Source organism: Aestuariivita sp., from assembly GCF_021404545.1.
GTDB lineage: Bacteria > Pseudomonadota > Alphaproteobacteria > Rhodobacterales > Rhodobacteraceae > Aestuariivita.
On record NZ_JAAWWD010000037.1, the window covers coordinates 17,860 to 34,398 of the forward strand.

At 61.2% G+C, this 16,539-nt stretch carries 19 protein-coding genes; 10 read left to right on the forward strand and 9 right to left on the reverse strand.

The genetic code is table 11. The annotated features are described in order from the left end of the window. From HEP69_RS12145 to HEP69_RS12155, 3 genes are all read right to left on the reverse strand, one after another. On the reverse strand, positions 1–873 hold the full coding sequence (locus tag HEP69_RS12145) for a TIGR01459 family HAD-type hydrolase (protein ID WP_290558802.1): 873 nt from the start codon (positions 871–873) through the stop codon (positions 1–3). A gap of 120 nt (positions 874–993) precedes the next feature. After that, on the reverse strand, positions 994–1,914 hold the full coding sequence (locus HEP69_RS12150) for a manganese-dependent inorganic pyrophosphatase (protein ID WP_290558803.1): 921 nt from the start codon (positions 1,912–1,914) through the stop codon (positions 994–996). A 105-nt stretch (positions 1,915–2,019) separates the two neighbouring features. After that, positions 2,020–3,021 (reverse strand): TraB/GumN family protein, encoded by a 1,002-nt coding sequence (locus tag HEP69_RS12155; protein WP_290558804.1) that lies wholly within the window; start codon positions 3,019–3,021, stop codon positions 2,020–2,022. A 105-nt stretch (positions 3,022–3,126) separates the two neighbouring features. Between HEP69_RS12155 and HEP69_RS12160 the strand changes: the two genes are divergently transcribed. From HEP69_RS12160 to groL, 3 genes are all read left to right on the forward strand, one after another. Beyond that, on the forward strand, positions 3,127–3,798 hold the full coding sequence (locus tag HEP69_RS12160; RefSeq protein ID WP_290558805.1) for a DUF2161 family putative PD-(D/E)XK-type phosphodiesterase: 672 nt from the start codon (positions 3,127–3,129) through the stop codon (positions 3,796–3,798). Positions 3,799–4,039: 241 nt separating this feature from the next. Continuing rightward, positions 4,040–4,327, forward strand: coding sequence for a co-chaperone GroES (gene groES / locus HEP69_RS12165; RefSeq protein ID WP_290558806.1), 288 nt, complete (start codon positions 4,040–4,042; stop codon positions 4,325–4,327). 63 nt (positions 4,328–4,390) lie between these two features. Further along, positions 4,391–6,034: a chaperonin GroEL gene (gene groL / locus HEP69_RS12170; RefSeq protein WP_290558807.1), complete on the forward strand. Its 1,644-nt coding sequence runs from the start codon at positions 4,391–4,393 to the stop codon at positions 6,032–6,034. A 146-nt stretch (positions 6,035–6,180) separates the two neighbouring features. Here groL and HEP69_RS12175 read toward each other — a convergent pair whose 3' ends face one another. Continuing rightward, positions 6,181–6,657 (reverse strand): helix-turn-helix domain-containing protein, encoded by a 477-nt coding sequence (locus tag HEP69_RS12175; protein WP_290558808.1) that lies wholly within the window; start codon positions 6,655–6,657, stop codon positions 6,181–6,183. A 160-nt stretch (positions 6,658–6,817) separates the two neighbouring features. Here HEP69_RS12175 and HEP69_RS12180 point away from each other — a divergent pair, with 160 nt between their 5' ends. After that, positions 6,818–7,681, forward strand: coding sequence for a DMT family transporter (locus tag HEP69_RS12180; protein ID WP_290558809.1), 864 nt, complete (start codon positions 6,818–6,820; stop codon positions 7,679–7,681). Here HEP69_RS12180 and HEP69_RS12185 read toward each other — a convergent pair. Continuing rightward, positions 7,651–8,088: an NUDIX domain-containing protein gene (locus HEP69_RS12185; RefSeq protein WP_290558810.1), complete on the reverse strand. Its 438-nt coding sequence runs from the start codon at positions 8,086–8,088 to the stop codon at positions 7,651–7,653. The genes HEP69_RS12180 and HEP69_RS12185 overlap by 31 nt on opposite strands. A gap of 75 nt (positions 8,089–8,163) precedes the next feature. On the opposite strand from HEP69_RS12185, the gene HEP69_RS12190 reads away from it, so the two are divergent. Both HEP69_RS12190 and HEP69_RS12195 read left to right on the forward strand, forming a co-directional pair. Then, the gene (locus HEP69_RS12190) at positions 8,164–8,916 is read left to right on the forward strand and encodes an alpha/beta fold hydrolase (RefSeq protein WP_290558811.1); all 753 of its coding nucleotides are present in this window, start codon (positions 8,164–8,166) and stop codon (positions 8,914–8,916) included. After that, a complete protein-coding gene (locus tag HEP69_RS12195) occupies positions 8,913–10,061 on the forward strand; it encodes an alpha-D-ribose 1-methylphosphonate 5-triphosphate diphosphatase (RefSeq protein WP_290558812.1) in 1,149 nt (382 codons plus the stop codon). Before HEP69_RS12190 ends, HEP69_RS12195 begins: the two co-directional genes overlap by 4 nt. Here the strand turns inward: HEP69_RS12195 and HEP69_RS12200 are convergent. From HEP69_RS12200 to HEP69_RS12210, 3 genes are all read right to left on the reverse strand, one after another. Beyond that, positions 10,058–11,128 carry a 5-(carboxyamino)imidazole ribonucleotide synthase gene (locus HEP69_RS12200; RefSeq protein ID WP_290558813.1) on the reverse strand — a complete coding sequence of 357 codons (1,071 nt, stop codon included), beginning with the start codon at positions 11,126–11,128 and terminating at the stop codon, positions 10,058–10,060. The genes HEP69_RS12195 and HEP69_RS12200 overlap by 4 nt on opposite strands. Before the next feature lie 62 nt (positions 11,129–11,190). Then, positions 11,191–11,676, reverse strand: coding sequence for a 5-(carboxyamino)imidazole ribonucleotide mutase (purE, locus tag HEP69_RS12205; RefSeq protein WP_290558814.1), 486 nt, complete (start codon positions 11,674–11,676; stop codon positions 11,191–11,193). 53 nt (positions 11,677–11,729) lie between these two features. Beyond that, positions 11,730–11,954, reverse strand: a complete 225-nt coding sequence (locus HEP69_RS12210) for a DUF465 domain-containing protein (protein WP_290558815.1) — start codon at positions 11,952–11,954, stop codon at positions 11,730–11,732. Positions 11,955–12,122: 168 nt separating this feature from the next. Here HEP69_RS12210 and HEP69_RS12215 point away from each other — a divergent pair, with 168 nt between their 5' ends. The 4 genes from HEP69_RS12215 (at position 12,123) to HEP69_RS12230 (ending at position 14,571) form a co-directional block, all read left to right on the forward strand. Then, positions 12,123–12,536, forward strand: coding sequence for an Hsp20 family protein (locus HEP69_RS12215; protein WP_290558816.1), 414 nt, complete (start codon positions 12,123–12,125; stop codon positions 12,534–12,536). Between the two features lie 3 nt (positions 12,537–12,539). Next, positions 12,540–12,764 (forward strand): DUF1150 family protein, encoded by a 225-nt coding sequence (locus HEP69_RS12220; RefSeq protein ID WP_290558817.1) that lies wholly within the window; start codon positions 12,540–12,542, stop codon positions 12,762–12,764. A gap of 2 nt (positions 12,765–12,766) precedes the next feature. Further along, complete coding sequence (locus tag HEP69_RS12225) at positions 12,767–13,642, forward strand: PhzF family phenazine biosynthesis protein (protein ID WP_290558818.1); 876 nt, start codon at positions 12,767–12,769, stop codon at positions 13,640–13,642. Positions 13,643–13,710: 68 nt separating this feature from the next. After that, on the forward strand, positions 13,711–14,571 hold the full coding sequence (locus tag HEP69_RS12230; protein ID WP_290558819.1) for a glycosyltransferase family 10: 861 nt from the start codon (positions 13,711–13,713) through the stop codon (positions 14,569–14,571). Between the two features lie 135 nt (positions 14,572–14,706). Here the strand turns inward: HEP69_RS12230 and HEP69_RS12235 are convergent, their stop codons facing one another. Further along, a complete protein-coding gene (locus HEP69_RS12235) occupies positions 14,707–16,422 on the reverse strand; it encodes a bifunctional sulfate adenylyltransferase/adenylylsulfate kinase (RefSeq protein WP_290558820.1) in 1,716 nt (571 codons plus the stop codon). Positions 16,423–16,539 lie beyond the last annotated feature (117 nt).

A 16,539-nucleotide genomic window follows, 5' to 3' on the forward strand; every position in this document is an offset into this window, starting at 1 on the left:
TTAACGCAATTTTCCGATTGTGTAGGTCGGATTGGACATTTCCTTGTGCAGATAGGCATTTAGCGCGTCTGCGTCCGGTTGCTGCGCGGTCCCGGTTTCAAGCGCGGCCAGACCGCCCGAGATAAAGAGGGAATCAATATCCTCGCCCATCGCGCCCTGAATGTCGGTATGGATGCCATCCCCGACGGCCAGGATTGACGTATCCGCGATCCCCGGTTTGACCGCAGCCAGACGCCTGCGCGCCAGGTCGTAGATCGGCGGATGCGGCTTGCCGAAATAGAGACTTTCGCCGCCCATCTCGGTATAGAGCCGCGCCAACGCGCCCGCACACCATTCGCGGGTCTCGCCGCGGTCCACCACGATGTCGGGATTGGCGCAAAGCAGTTTCATCCCCTTCTGCTTGGCATAAAGAAACTGAGGCCGCATCTCGGCCGGATCGGCCAGCGGGTCAAAGGGGCCGGTGCACACGATGCCCTCTGCCTGTTCCAGCGGGACCTGCTGGATCTCTACCGGATCGGTGATGATGTGGAGCGGGTCGAAAAACCGCGTATCGCGTGCCTCGCCAATAAACCAGATCTTTTCTCCGACCGCCCCGCGGAACATCGCCGCGCGGGCGCTGTCGCCGCTGGTGGCCAGACTGTCCCAGGCATCGGCGGGCACGCCGAAAGCCTCCAGTTGCTTTTCCACACCTGCCCGGGCACGCGGCGAATTTGTCACCAGAATAACCACGCCGCCCGTCTTGCGATAGGCCTGAAGGGCGGCCACCGCATCAGGCAGCGCCTTGACGCCGTCATGCACGCAGCCCCAGAGATCAACGAACATTGCCTCGTATCGGTCAGAGACGTCGGCAAGCGAAGAGATGATCTGGGTCATGAGAAGGCTCCGGAGAAACTGGGGGCGGCGTCACGCGCCACCCCTAACGGCTGCCTGGCCTCGCTTCAAGCCGGGCCAAGGCGGCGCAAACCGCCCCGGCCCGGGCGCAGAGTGTGGCGCTCAGACCTTGAGGTTCGGAATGATCTGCTTTTTGCGGCTGACCACACCGGGTAACACCACCGTGTCGCCCGCAGCCTCGGCGCCAAAGCTTTTATGGGCCACGGTTTTGACCAGATCGTTGGGCACCAACAGGGTGGATTGCTCATTTAGGATATCCACCACAAACAGCAGCACCTGATCGACACCGTCCTCAGAGGCGACATCCGTCATTGACGCGATCAGGCTGTCCTTGCGGCTGAGCACCGTGTCGGGCGAGGTGGTCTCGAGCACCGAGACACGGAACGCAGTGCCATCGACCGTGTATTCCTTGGAATCCATCCGCAGGAGCTCGGCGTCCGAAAAGGACGAGACGTCGGATTTCGCCGCGAACATCTCGGCCGCATAGGCCGGAATGTCGAGGCCGAGATCCTTGGCAAGATCATGCGCGATTGCTTTGTCTTCCTGGGTGGTGGTGGGCGAGCGGAACTCCAGCGTGTCCGACAGGATGCACGACAGCATTGTGCCTTTGACCCAGACGGGTGCCTGGGCCATGTCCTTGCCGATCATCTTCCACATGATGGTGGCGGTGCAGGCCAGCGGCTCGATCCGGATCTCGATGGGGCCTTTGGTTTCCAGCCCGCCGACCAGCTTGTGGTGGTCGATGATGGCGCGGATATCGGTGTCGTTGATCCCGTCGGGCAATTCGGCGGGGTTGTTGGTGTCCACGATGACAACGGGCATGTCAGGGGCCACCGCGTCAATGATGCGCGGCTTGGGCAGGTCCCATTTCTCCAGCATGAAGGCGGCCTCGGTATTGGGCTCACCCAGCAGCACCGCCTCGGCGGTCTCGCCTTTGATTTCGTTGAGATACCAGGCCCAGATCAACGGCGAGCCGGTGGAGTCGGTGTCGGGGGATTTGTGGCCGAAAACGTGGATGGTCATATGCTCTGGTCCTTTGTGAAATAGGCAGTCGCGCGCCTTATAGGAGTGGCCCCATCCCTTGTCACCCGCCCAATCGTCGCGCCGTCATGGGGGACATTTTCTCGGTCAGGGATCGCTGCGGAACGGTGCGCGCTCCATCGTGAATCCGGCTTGCACCAGCAAGTTGAGCACACCCTGCTCTCCCATCAAGTGCAACCCGCCCACCGCAACCGCGATCCGGGCCTCAGGTGCGGTCAGAAGCGGCCGCATCCACGCTTGATTGCGCCGGTCAAGGAGCTTGGACTTGAATTCGGCGAGGACCGCTTCGATCTCCTGCGGGGTCATCTCAAGCTGGCGATGGGACAGGAGGCGGGCAAACTCCCATGCTGCTGCGGTTTCCTCGTCAAAGTAAAAGCCCGCGGTTGTTGCAAAGTGATCCTCGCTGTCATCCGCAAAGGGCAAGGTGGCCATCAGAATGCTAAGCTGCTCCTCGACGGTGCCTTCTGCCAGAACGCTGTAAAGTTCCTCGAACCCTTCCAGTGATTGAACCGGAACGCCCGCGTCTCGCGCGATGTCCATCAAACGCAGATCAAGTCCGCCTTTGGCCAGGCTGGGGTTTTCGATTGCGCAGGCTGGCATGCCCAGCATCAGTGTCTGCATCCAAGGCTGCATCTTGGAGGCGATAAAGCCTGGCACGCCGCGCTCGGCCATCGCCGCCGACAGCTGCTGCCACTCCTGTTCGGGGAGCAGTTCGGGCAATGTGGGACCTTGCGTGATAAAGACCTTTTCAGGCTGGCGCGAAAGGGCGTTCTGCATATCGGCCTGATCGGCATCTGTCATCTCGACAAAAAGCCGCTCCACCCCGGACACGATGGGCCCCAACTGATCCATGACCGGGTCCCAGCGGGGATCGTCCAGATGCATTGTGCCGATAATGTGGATCGTCTGATCCCCGCGCCGGGCGATCCAGTGATTGTCATGCGCAAAGGGGACGGTTTGCACAGCACGCGCGATCTGCGCCTGTTCTTGGTCCGAAAGGGTCGCGCGCAGATCGGTGCCGGTGCAGTACCCGGCCTGGACGACTGGCGCGATCAGCACGAAGCAAAAGGAAAGAAACCAGCGGGCCATGCAAAACTCCGGTCAGGATGCCGTCGTGTTCAAGCTAGGCAGCCGGGACCCTTTGAACAACCCGGCCATGCTTGAATGGCGCGCGCGCGGTTCCTATCCTGGGGCATGGACAGAGAAAGCGACCTTTATCCGCCGATCAAGGCGTTTCTGGAGCGGCAGGGATATCTGGTCAAGGGAGAGGTCGGCGCGGTCGATATCATGGCGACGCGTGCCGATGAGCCCCCCGTTCTGGTCGAGCTGAAACTGCGGTTCTCGCTGTCGTTGTTCCATCAGGCGGTCGCGCGGCTGGCAATCAGCGATCTGGTCTATATCGCGGTGCCACGTCCTACCGGTAAGACCGCAAAGCGGGCCATTCGGGACAATACCGCGCTCTGCCGTCGGCTGGGTTTGGGCCTGATTCTGGTGGCGGGCAATGGCCGGGTCGAGGTGCCATGCGATCCGGGGCCTTATGCGCCGCGCAAGTCGCGCAAGCGTCAGATGCGGCTCTTGCGCGAGTTCGAGCGGCTGAGCGGCGATCCCAATGCAGGCGGCGCCACCCGGCACGGCATCGTCACCGCCTATCGCCAGGATGCGCTGCGCTGCGCCGCCCATCTGGCCGAACACGGTCCCAGCAAGGGCGCCCAGGTCGCCGCCGCCACTCAGGTCGCGGGTGCGACGCGGCTGATGGCGGTCAATCACTATGGCTGGTTCGAGCGTGTGGAGACCGGCATCTATCGTCTCAGTCCGGCGGGGGCAGAGGGTCTCAAACACTGGGCCTATAGCTGGGAAGACCGATAGCATCCGCCGCCGACCGCACCCGGCCCGACCCTGGTGGTCCAGCAGCCCGGGACCGGGTGCCGGTGTCGTCCGGCGCGGCCCCGCGAATGTCGTAAATCGCGCGTGTGAATCGTGTTGACAGATCGCCGCAGCTTGCCTATCTCCGCGATGTTAGCACTCGGGGAGAGTGAGTGCTAACAGAGGCACCCGGCACCGGGCGCCTCTGAGGAAGAAACACTTTGAGCCTTAAGGAGCTGCAAAGATGGCATTGAAACCGCTTCACGACCGTGTGCTGGTTCGCCGCACTGAAAGCGAAGAGACCACCGCAGGCGGGTTGATCATTCCCGACAGCGCAAAAGAAAAACCCGCCGAGGGCGTGGTTGTTGCCGTGGGCGCAGGCGCACGCGACGATGATGGTGACCGCATCGCAATGGACGTCAGCGAAGGGGACAAGATCCTGTTCGGCAAATGGTCCGGCACGGAGGTAACCGTCGACGGCGAAGAACTGCTGATGATGAAGGAAAGCGACATCATGGGCATCATCGAGTAAGCCGTACGGCTTCTCTGATCTCCAAACATCGCTGACATCAACTGAAATCTAGGAGAAAAAAACATGGCTGCTAAGGACGTCAAATTCGACACCGACGCCCGCGACCGTATGCTGCGCGGCGTCAACACGCTGGCAAACGCGGTTAAAGTCACGCTGGGCCCCAAAGGTCGCAACGTGGTTCTGGACAAATCCTTCGGCGCACCGCGCATCACCAAGGACGGTGTGTCGGTTGCCAAGGAAATCGAACTGGAAGACAAGTTCGAGAACATGGGCGCGCAAATGGTCAAGGAAGTGGCCCAGCGTACCAATGACGAAGCAGGCGACGGTACAACCACCGCCACCGTGCTGGCTCAGGCCATCGTCAAGGAAGGCATGAAATCGGTTGCCGCTGGCATGAACCCGATGGACCTCAAACGCGGCATCGACCTGGCAACCACCAAGGTCGTCGAGGCGATCAAGGCCGCCTCGCGCGAAGTCAAAGACAGCGACGAAGTGGCCCAGGTCGGCACCATCTCGGCCAATGGCGAAGCCGAAATCGGCAATCAGATCGCGGATGCGATGCAAAAGGTTGGCAATGAAGGCGTCATCACCGTTGAGGAAAACAAGGGCCTCGACACTGAGACCGACGTCGTCGAAGGTATGCAGTTCGATCGTGGCTACCTGTCGCCCTATTTTGTCACCAATGCCGACAAAATGACCACCGAGCTGGAAGACTGCATGATCCTGCTGCACGAGAAGAAACTCTCGTCGCTGCAGCCGATGGTGCCGTTGCTGGAATCGGTCATCCAGTCGCAAAAACCCCTGCTGATCATTGCCGAAGACGTTGAAGGCGAAGCGCTGGCAACTCTGGTTGTCAACAAACTGCGCGGCGGCCTGAAAATCGCGGCTGTCAAAGCACCTGGTTTCGGCGATCGCCGCAAGGCCATGCTGCAGGACATCGCGATCCTGACCGGTGGTCAGGTCATCTCGGAAGATCTGGGCATGAAGCTTGAATCCGTGACCATGGATATGCTGGGCACCGCCAAGAAGATCCAGATCACCAAGGACGAAACTACCATCGTCGACGGTGCGGGTGAGAAAGCCGAGATCGAAGCACGGGTCAGCCAGATCCGTCAGCAGGTCGAGGAAACCACTTCGGACTACGACCGCGAAAAACTGCAAGAGCGTGTGGCCAAACTGGCTGGCGGCGTTGCCGTGATCCGCGTCGGCGGCATGACCGAGGTTGAAGTGAAAGAGCGCAAAGACCGTGTCGATGATGCGCTGAACGCGACCCGTGCGGCCGTGCAAGAAGGTGTCGTCGTCGGTGGCGGTGTCGCTCTGGTGCAGGCCGGCAAGGCGCTGGACGGTCTGGAAGGTGAAAACTCCGACCAGAACGCAGGGATTGCCATTGTCCGCAAAGCGATCGAATCGCCGCTGCGCCAGATTGCCGAGAACGCAGGCGTCGATGGCGCTGTCGTGGCCGGCAAGGTGCGCGAAAGCGACGACACATCCTTCGGGTTTAACGCGCAGACCGAAGAGTATGGCGATCTCTTCGCCTTTGGTGTGCTTGACCCGGCCAAAGTGGTGCGGACCGCCCTGGAGGATGCAGCCTCCATCGCTGGCCTGCTGATCACCACCGAAGCCATGGTTGCCGACAAACCCGCCAAGGAAGGCGCAGCCCCCGCAGGCGGCATGCCCGACATGGGCGGCATGGGCGGCATGATGTAAAACCAATCCCGTATTGGGATTGGTTTGGTGGCGGCAGGCGTTTGGCGCAGCCAAATGCCGAGAGCCACACCGCCAAAAAGAAAGAAGGGGCTGCCCGACCGGCGGCCCCTTTTTGCGTTTCACCCGCTATCGGTCGCGACCGTCGCCTAGCGGGGTGAGTTCAGCCGCTGATGGAACATGCGCTGTTCCCAGTTCGCGCCAAACACACCGAACATGATCGCAAAGATAAACGCATGCAGGCAGAGCCCCGCAAGCCAGCCGACCGCTGTATAATGCACCCAAAGACTCTGTGGCGATAAAATCCAGTTTGCCAAAGCCAGACCCGGCACGGTCACGCAGAACAGCGCGAGATGGATAAGAAGTCCCTTCAGATGGTACACATATTCCAGCGCCTCGGTTTCGCGGGCCTCGATCTCTTCGGTGTTGGCGTTCATGGACATTGTTCGATCCTCCGATAAGGCGCTGATGCTTGTCTCAAACACAGCGGCCAGACATTTCAGGGTTTCAAGCGTTGCCGGCTGCCCATTTTCCAGCCGCTGAATCGTGCGGGCGCTCAGGCCGGCCTGCTGTGCCAGTTGTTCCTGTGTCCACCCTCGCTCTCTCCGGCGATCTTTCAGTTGCAAATGCGCCTCCGTCATTGGCCTGATGTCATCGATCTAGGATGCCTTGGACAAACCTACCACGCCACGGGTGCGACAGGCCACGACACCAAGACGACAGGTGTGGCAATGCTGCGCGAAATCGTACATTTCCTTTCCGGACCAGGGCGGATTAAGTCTGCACATGCGCCTTATCCTTTTGACCACGCTGACCATGATCGCCTTTGCCGCCAATTCGGTGCTTAACCGGATGGCGCTGGTGGATGGTGGCATTGACCCGGCCGCCTTTGGCGCGTTCCGCCTGATCGCCGGGGCGGCGATCCTGTGGTTGCTGGTCATGCTGACCGGCGGCGGTCCGATCCGCGGCGCGGCCGACTGGCGCGCGGCAGTCGCGCTTTTTGCCTATATGTTCGGGTTTTCCTTCGCCTATCTCGCGCTCGATGCTGGAATCGGGGCACTGATCCTGTTTGGCATGGTGCAGATCACCATGTTTGTCGGAGCCCTCGGCGGAGGAGAGCGCCCGCCCGCCCGGCGCTGGATCGGGGCGGGCATCGCCTTTGCCGGTCTGACCTGGCTTTTGTGGCCGGGCGGCACGGTGAATATCAGCCTCATCCATGCAGCGTATATGTGCGTGGCGGGGATCGGGTGGGGGCTCTATTCCCTGCTGGGCCGCAGCGCGTCGGATCCGCTGCGTGCCACGGCCGCGAATTTCATGATGGCCGTGCCCTTCGGCGTGGCGCTGGCGCTGGTGCTGTCGGCGGATCAACTCGCCGAGATCACCGGGCGGGGGCTGGTGCTCGCAGGCCTTTCCGGCGCGGTGACCTCCGGTCTGGGCTATGCGCTGTGGTACAGGGTGTTGCCGCATCTAAGCGCCTCGGTCGCGGCGGTCGCACAGCTCAGCGTTCCGGTGATTGCCATGGCGGCAGGCGTGGTGTTTCTGGCCGAACCGCTGGGTGCGGGGCTTGCCTTGCCCGCGCTGCTGGTCCTGGGGGGCGTCGCGATCTCTGTGCTGCCGCGTCAAAAGGCGATCAGTTCCAAAGGATCGTAGCCGAACCCGCGCGCCCAGGCGATATCCGGCAGGCTGGAGGGTTTGAAATGCAGCCCCGCCAGTTCCTCGCGCGCAAAGAAGCGCCGCTTGGTGACGATGCGATCAGGATCCTCCCAACTGTCGCTGAGCGTGCCCGCGACCAGCGTGCAGCGAAAGAACACCTCCACCTGGTGAAACCCATCCTTTGGATTGTGAAACTCGTTTACCAGGCAAGGGGGCCCGACCGTCACGGTCAGGCCTGTCTCTTCCATCACTTCGCGCCGCAGATTGTCGGGCAGGGAGCTTCCCGGCTCCACTCCGCCGCCCGGCGCACACCACAACGTATGGCGCGGATCGGCCCAGGCATTGACCAGCAAAAGCCTGTCCTCATGTACCAAAACGGCGCGCACGGCGATGCGAGGTTTCATTTTTCCGTATCTCTTTGCAAACTCCCCTTTGCATAGGGGGCGCACTGCGCATAGGTCAACGCCATGAGATACGCCATGGCATTGATGTTTGGCCTGCTTGCGCCCATGGCACGGGCGGATTGTGTGATCCTACTGCACGGGCTGGCGCGCACGCAGGCCTCCTTTGCCATCATGGAAGAGGTGTTGGAGCAGCGCGGGTATGACGTGGTGCGCCCCGGTTATCCCTCCACCCAGCTGCCAATCCAACTGTTGGTTGACCGCACGCTGCCTGAGGCGGTCGACAAATGCGGCACTCAAACGGTGCATTTCGTCACGCATTCGATGGGCGGCATTCTGGTGCGTTACTGGTTCTTGCGGGATCGTCCGCAAAACCTGGGCCGCGTGGTCATGCTGGGCACGCCCAACCAGGGCAGTCAACTGGTCGATCAGTTAGACGATTTGGAGGTCTTTGGCTGGTTGCATGGCCCGGCAGGTCAGCAATTGGGTACCGGCCCGTCCAGCCTGCCGTTGAGGTTGCCCCCTGTGGATTACCCTGTCGGTGTGATCGCGGGCGACCAATCGCTCAACCCGGTCTTCTCCGCAATGATCGAGGGGCCTGACGATGGCAAGGTCGCCGTTGACGAAACGCGTGTGGATGGCATGGATGCGCATATGGTGCTGCCGGTGACGCACACGTTCATGATGAACAGCCCACGTGTGATTGCCGAAACGGTGTTCTTTCTGGAAACCGGGCGCTTTGACCCGGATATCACCTGGATCGAGGCTGTGTTCGGCACCATCGATCTGGATTGCAAAGGGGACGATTGCGGCCCAGGTTCCACCCGATGAACAGCCTTGATCTGACACTGACCGGAGCACAGGTGCTTTGGCCCGATGGCATGGGCGGCGGGGCCGTTCATGTATCTGACAGCCGGATTTGCGATGCGCCATGTGGCCGCGACGTCGATCTGGCGGGCTTTCTGGTGATGCCGGGGATTGTCGATGTCCATGGCGATGCGTTCGAGCGGCATCTTGCCCCGCGGCGCGGTGCGATGAACCAGCGCGGCGAAGGGCTGGTGGCGACCGAGGCGGAGATTGCCGCCAATGGCGTCACCACCGCCTATCTCGCCCAATTCTTCAGCTGGGAGGGCGGGCTGCGCGGGCCGGAATTTGCCGACAGCGTCTTTCGCGCACTGGCCGCGACACAGGACAGTCTGGTCAGCGATCTGCGCGGGCAGTTGCGGTTCGAGATCCACATGCTGGATGATTACGCCGACCTGCCCGCCAATCTGGCGCGGTGGGGCATCGATTACGTGATCTTCAACGACCATCTGCCGCACAAGAAACTGGCGGCGGGCAAGCGCCCTTCCGGCCTCACCGCCCAAGCGCTCAAAGCGGCGCGCAATCCCGAAAAACACCTGGAAATGCTCCAGACACTGCATGCGCGGCGCGCGGAGGTACCCGCTGCCCTGGACAAGGTCGTCCCTGAGCTTCTCGCGATGGGTATCCGCATCGGCAGTCATGACGACACCACGGCTGAAGACCGTCTGACCTGGCGCGACCAAGGTGCGCGGATCTCGGAATTTCCCGAAACGCTGGAGGCTGCCGAGACCGCGCGCGCGGGCGGTGACGGCATTATCCTGGGCGCGCCCAATGTGGTGCGGGGGGGCTCGCACAAGGGTAACGTGAGCGGCGTGGATCTGATCGCCATGGGCCTTTGCGACGCGCTGGCCTCCGATTACCACTATCCCAGCCTGCGCCGCGCGGCGCTGATGCTGGCGGATGCGGGTGTGGTTCCTCTGGCCGAAGCGTGGCGACTGATTTCCGCCGGACCCGCGCGGCTGATGGGGCTTGAGGACAGGGGACGCATCGCGCCGGGCTTGCGCGCCGATCTCGTGATCCTCGATGCCGACACACGCCGGGTTGCGGCCACTCTGGCAGGAGGGCGGTTCAGCTATCTCAGCGGCGACATCGCGGCCCGGTTCATAAGCTAGGCCCGGATCACCCGGTTGATATGGCCCAACTTGCGGCCGGGTTTGACGGTGGCCTTGCCATAGAGATGGATCGCTGTGTCGCTGTTGCGCGCAAGGCCCGGGACCCGGTCCATATCGTCGCCGATCAGGTTCTCCATCACGACATCCGCATATCGCTGCCCGTCGCCCAGGGGCCACCCTGCGATGGCGCGGATATGCTGCTCGAACTGATCCACGGCAGAGCCATTCTGCGTCCAATGGCCTGAGTTATGCACGCGCGGTGCGATCTCGTTCACGATAAGGCCGTGGGCCGTGACAAAGAGTTCAACCCCCATGACCCCGACATATTCCAGCCGGTTCAGGATGTTGGCGGCCAAGAGTACCGCATCGGTGCGCTGCGATGCCGAAAGCCGGGCCGGGACCGTTGTGGTCCGCAGGATCCCGTCGCGGTGCACATTCTCGCCCGGATCGAAAGACGCAACCGACCCATCCAGCCCGCGCGCGGCGATCACCGAAACCTCATGGCTGAAATCGACAAATCCTTCGAGGATCGCGGGTGCGCCTGCCATGGCCGACAGCGCATCGGCGGCCTGGGAGGGATCGTCGATGCGCACCTGGCCCTTGCCGTCATAGCCGAACCGCCGGGTCTTGAGGATCGCGGGCGTGCCCACCCGCGCCAGGGCGGCTTCCAGCCCCGCCAGATCGGCGATATCGGCGAAAGGGGCGGTGGTCAGGCCCAACGATTGCAGGAATTCTTTCTCGATCAATCTGTCCTGGCTGATCCGAAGCGCCTCGCGCCCAGGGCGGATCGGGCGATGCGCCTCGAGAACGTCGAGAGCCTGGGTCGGGATGTTCTCGAATTCATAGCTGATGACATCGACAGCCTCGGCAAAGGCGATCAGGGCCGCGTGATCGTCATAGGGCGCTGTCGTGACCCGATCTGCCACCTGACCGGCTGGCGGCTGGGTGCCGGGTTCAAAAATGTGGGTTTTCATCCCCATACGACTGGCCGCAACCGAAAGCATGCGGCCCAGTTGCCCGCCGCCAAGGATCCCGATCACCGATCCGGGTGTCAACATATCCGTCATGGCCGCTCTTTTCTCAGTTGATGTTCATCTGTCGTCGCGCCGGGTCCGGTGGCGATCCGGCGTTACCCTTCGGGCGCCTCTGGGATAGATGCCGAAAGCGCCACGCGCCAGGCATCGAGCCGGTCGGCCAACTCGGTATCCGACAGGGCGAGGATGCCCGCCGCCATCAGCCCGGCATTTGCCGCACCAGCTGCGCCGATCGCCATTGTGGCAACAGGGTAGCCCTTGGGCATCTGCACGATGGAATAGAGGCTGTCGACGCCGGACAGGGCCTTGGTCTGAACCGGGACACCGATCACCGGCACGCGGGTCTTTGAGGCCATCATGCCGGGCAGATGTGCGGCCCCGCCGGCCCCTGCGATAATCGCCTTCAGACCCCGCTCGACCGCAGCCCGGCCATAGTCCCAAAGCCGGTCCGGTGTACGATGGGCCGACACGATGCGGGCCTCATAGGTCACACCCAGATCATCCAGGATACGCGCCGCCTCTTTCATCGTGGGCCAGTCGGATTGACTGCCCATGATGATCCCTACCGAAATGTCGGACATACGCCGCGCCCCCGTGCCGCCAAAAGAACGCGCACTATAGCCAAATCATCCGCTCAGGCAATGATGTCCGGGGTCAGCCGATCCTCGATCAATGCGATCCGATCCTTGAGGTAAAGTTTTTGTTTTTTCAATCGCTTGATCGTCAGCTGATCAGACACGCCGCGCTCTTGCAGGGCCGAGATCGCCTCATCAAGATCGCGATGCTCCCGGCGAAACACTTCCAACTCTACGCGCAGAACGTCGTCGGACTTCATGGCGAAATCATGGGGTGCGTTCATCAACATCTCTCGATTCGTCATCTTACTGCGAGGGTTACAAGATACCTGTTAATGACCTATGCGCCTACCCCTTGTTAAGCTTGGCTTTTCTCCCCATATTCTGAACGAAGCGGTTGCCGCAACGGGGCCGCACCACATCGTCGCTTTTGCTTTTTCAAGGACGAGGACATGACAAAACTAACCCTGGGGTCCTACCCTCATCTGTTGGGGTTCGAACAGCTGGAACGGCTTTTGGAGCGCACGGCAAAGTCCGGCAACGAAGGCTATCCTCCGTTCAACATAGAACAAACCTCGGATTACTCCTATCGCATCACATTGGCTGTGGCCGGGTTTGCCGAACGCGATCTGGCAATTACGGTCGAAGAGCGCCAATTGGTGATCCGTGGACGGCAGAGCGATGATAGCGAGGGGCGCTTGTTCCTGCATCGCGGCATTGCCGCGCGGCAGTTTCAGCGTACCTTTGTTCTGGCCGATGGTGTCGAAGTGGGCGAGGCGATCATGGAAAACGGTCTGCTGCATGTGGACCTGACCCGTGCCGTGCCCGAAACCGTTGTCCAGACGATCAACATCAAGAAAGGGTAGCCCATGAACACTCCGTTTGATTTCAAGAATTTCGGCGCCAAGGTTGTCTATGTCAAAGCGGTCGCCGTCGCCGATCTGCCGCAAGAGGTGCAGGAGAGCGCCGATGGCCTCGACCAGCTTTATTCGGTGCATGATGCCGACGGGCAGCAACTGGCCCTGGTCGCGGATCGCAAGCTGGCCTTTGTGCTGGCGCGCCAGCATGACATGACGCCGATGACTGTGCACTGAGTGTGAGCCAGGACTTTCCTGTCGATTGGGTGGACGCGTTTGCCGATCGCCCGTTTGGCGGGAATGGCTGTGCAGTGGTGCATGGCGGTGCGACACTCGACGCAGAAACGGCCATGCAGTTCGTGCGCGAGACCTCTTTGGTTGAATGCACCTTTACCGGGCCATCCGATATCGCCGACATTCGGGTTCGGTACTTTCTGGCCAGCCGGGAGATCCCTTTCGCAGGGCATCCAACCCTTGCCACTGCCGCGGCCCTTCAGGCCCGTGGCATGATCAAGGAAGACAGGGTCGTGCTGGAGACCGGCGCGGGGCTGGTTCCTGTCGTCTTGGATCAGAACAGCTATGAGATGACCCAGATCGCGCCGGAATTTGGTGTACATCCCGATCCCGGACTGGTCGCTGCCGCAGTCGGGCTGCGTGAAGAGGATATCGCCGCGCCACCACAGCTGGTCTCCACCGGATTGCCTTTTGTCATCACTCTTCTCAAATCCAAGGATGCGTTGCGCCGGGCTCAAGTCAACGGCGACGCTCTGGCCGGGCTTTGCACCGCATTGGGTCATGACGACACCGATCTGATGGAACCGTTTCTGGTGACGCTGGGCGGCGCAACAGAGGCGGGCGACACTTTTTCCCGGCTTTTGCTGGCTCCGCCAAGCCCACCGGAAGATGCCTTTACCGGATCGGCGACCGGCGCAATGGCGGCCTATCTCTGGCGTCACGGGTTGCTGGATCAGAGCAGTTTCCTGGCCGAACAGGGCCACTGGATGGGACGGCCGGGTCAGGCGCGCGTCACCCGGGTGGGCCCGGCAGAGGCGATGACCGGTGTCCGCGTGTCGGGTCAGGCGTGGCGGCTGATGTCGGGCGTGTTGCACCTTTGACCGGGATGGATTGCGGCGCCGATGTCTTGCGCTATAGGTGAACGCGCCACAAATGGACCCATCAAGCGATGACCCAGCCTGCGATTGCCGTTCTGCCCTATGGCCTCTCTCTGGGGCGCGCCGCGCGCGAACTGCCCCTGGATCGGCTTAACTGGCCTTTTGGCCGTCCGGACAGGCTGAGCGGCGGGTCGCTGGGCGATCTTGGCCCGGACGACCACCTCATTGTCTATCCCAAGACCAAGCTGCATGTGCTGCCGTCCTTTGGGACGCGCGCGCGGATCTCACTGGTGATGGGAGAGCCTTCGGTGATCCATGCCAAGCACATAACCTTACTGCGGCTGACGCATCGGCGCTTTTTTAGGGTGCTGAGTTTCAACGAGGATTTGCTGGCGGCGATTCCGAACGGGCTGTTTTTTCCCTACGGCACGACCTGGGTGCCGGAATGGCGCGGGTTGGACAGGACCAAACACCGCCACATGTCGCTGATCGCATCGGCCAAACGGGACACCGAAGGGCATCGGCTGCGCCATGCGATGGTTTCTCGGGTGCAGCAGGCTGGGCTGGACGTGGATGTGATGGGGCGAGGCTATACCCCGTTTGACGCCAAGTCCGAGGGATTGGCGCCTTACCGGTTTTCCGTCGTCATCGAAAACGTTCGAGAGCGAAATTATTTCTCGGAAAAGCTGATCGACGCTGTGTTGTGCGATACGGTACCGATCTATTGGGGATGTCCGAACATCGATGCGTTCGCCCAGACAGACGGGATGGTTCTGTGCCGGAGCGAAGACGAGCTCTGGCAGGCGATCCGGTCGGCGACGGCGGAGGAATACGCCCGCAGGTTGCCGTCGTTGAAAGCGGCGCAACCGTCTTTGGCAGCATTTTGTGATCTTGAACATCGCGCTGCCGCGGCGATCCGCGACGCGCTTTGAGGTGACATTTTCTGACACAGAAAATGGACAGATTTTGACGCAAAATCTGGGCTCCTGGGCGGGCGGGGTATTCCTGGTTGCCAGAAACTGCGTCAGTTTCTGGTCAGAGTTTGCGTCAAACTCTGTGCCGGGGTGTCAGCCAGAAATCAAACCCATGCTCTCCAGCTTCAGCAGAACCTGATGGGCGCAATTGTCGACATCGACATTTTCCGTCTCGACCCGCAATTCGGGATCTTCGGGCACATCATAGGGATCCGAGATCCCGGTGAACTCCTTGATCTTGCCTTCGCGCGCCAACTTATAGAGGCCCTTTCGGTCGCGCCGCTCACATTCTTCGATGGATGTGGACACATGCACTTCCACGAAGGCTCCGAAGGTTTCGATATCTTCTCGCACGGCGCGGCGGGTGGTTGCATAGGGCGCAATCGGCGCACAGATCGCGATGCCGCCATTCTTGGTAATCTCTGAGGCGACATAGCCGATCCGGCGGATGTTGAGATCGCGGTGTTCTTTCGAAAAGCCCAGCTCGGAGCTGAGGTTTTTCCGAACGATATCGCCGTCCAGCAGCGTGACAGGGCGCCCACCCATTTCCATCAGCTTAACCATCAGCGCGTTCGCGATAGTCGATTTTCCCGATCCCGAAAACCCGGTAAAGAAGACGGTAAAACCTTGTTGGTTGCGCGGTGGCCGGGTGCGGCGCAGTTCGGCCACCACCTCCGGAAAGGAGAACCATTCGGGGATTTCCAGCCCTTCTTGCAACCGGCGGCGCAGTTCGGTGCCCGAGATGTTGAGGATGGTCACATCGTCTTTATCTGTGATCTCGTCCATCGGTTCGTACTGCGCGCGTTCCTGGACCCAGACCATGTGTTTGAAATCGACCATCTCGATGCCGATCTCGTCCTGGTATTTGCGGAACAGATCCTGCGCGTCGTAAGGTCCGTAAAAATCCTCTCCGGCCGAGTTCTTGCCCGGGCCTGCGTGATCGCGCCCGACGATGAAATGCGTGCACCCGTGGTTCTTGCGGATCAACCCGTGCCACACCGCCTCGCGCGGGCCGGCCATGCGCATCGCAAGGTTCAGCAGGCTCATCGTTGTGGTGGCGGCAGGGTATTTGTCCAGGACCGCCTCATAGCAGCGCACCCGGGTGAAATGATCCACATCGCCGGGTTTGGTCAGACCGACAACCGGATGGATCAGCAGGTTCGCCTGGGCTTCACGCGCGGCGCGAAAGGTCAGTTCCTGATGCGCGCGGTGCAGCGGGTTGCGGGTCTGGAAGGCCACGATCCGGCGCCAGCCCAGCTTGCGGAAATAGGCGCGCAGCTCGTTGGGCGTGTCACGGCGTCCACGAAAATCGTAATGGACAGGTTGCTGGATCCCGGTCACAGGTCCACCCAGATAGATCTTTCCCGCCTGGTTGTGCAGATAATTCACAGCCGGATGCGCGTCGTCATCGGCGCCAAACACGTTCTGGGCTTCGCGTGCCTTGTTGGGCACCCACCTGTCTGTGACCGTCATGGTCGCCAGTATCACGCCTTCCTGATCGCGCAGCGCGATATCCTCGCCCAGTTTCAGGCTATCGGCAAATTCCTCGCTGACATCGAGTGTGATCGGCATCGGCCAGAGCGATCCATCGGCCAGCCGCATGGTCTCGATCACGCCGTCATAATCCGCTTCACCCAGAAAACCCTTGAGCGGATAAAATCCGCCGTTCATCAAGAGCTCCAGATCGCAGATCTGTCGCGGGCTCAGATCGTGGCTCTTGAGATCGCCTGCTTCAACCTTCAGCTTTTGGGCGGACTCGTAAGAGACATAGAGCTCGGGGATCGGGGTGAGATTGCTCAACATCGTCATCAGCAGACTTTCAATTTGCTTTGTGAAAAAGACGGGTGTTCTTGCCGGTGTCGCGCTTTCCCATGAAAGGATGCCAATGTCTAGAATGCGACCTGCCGTTTCAGCAAAAAAGAGTGG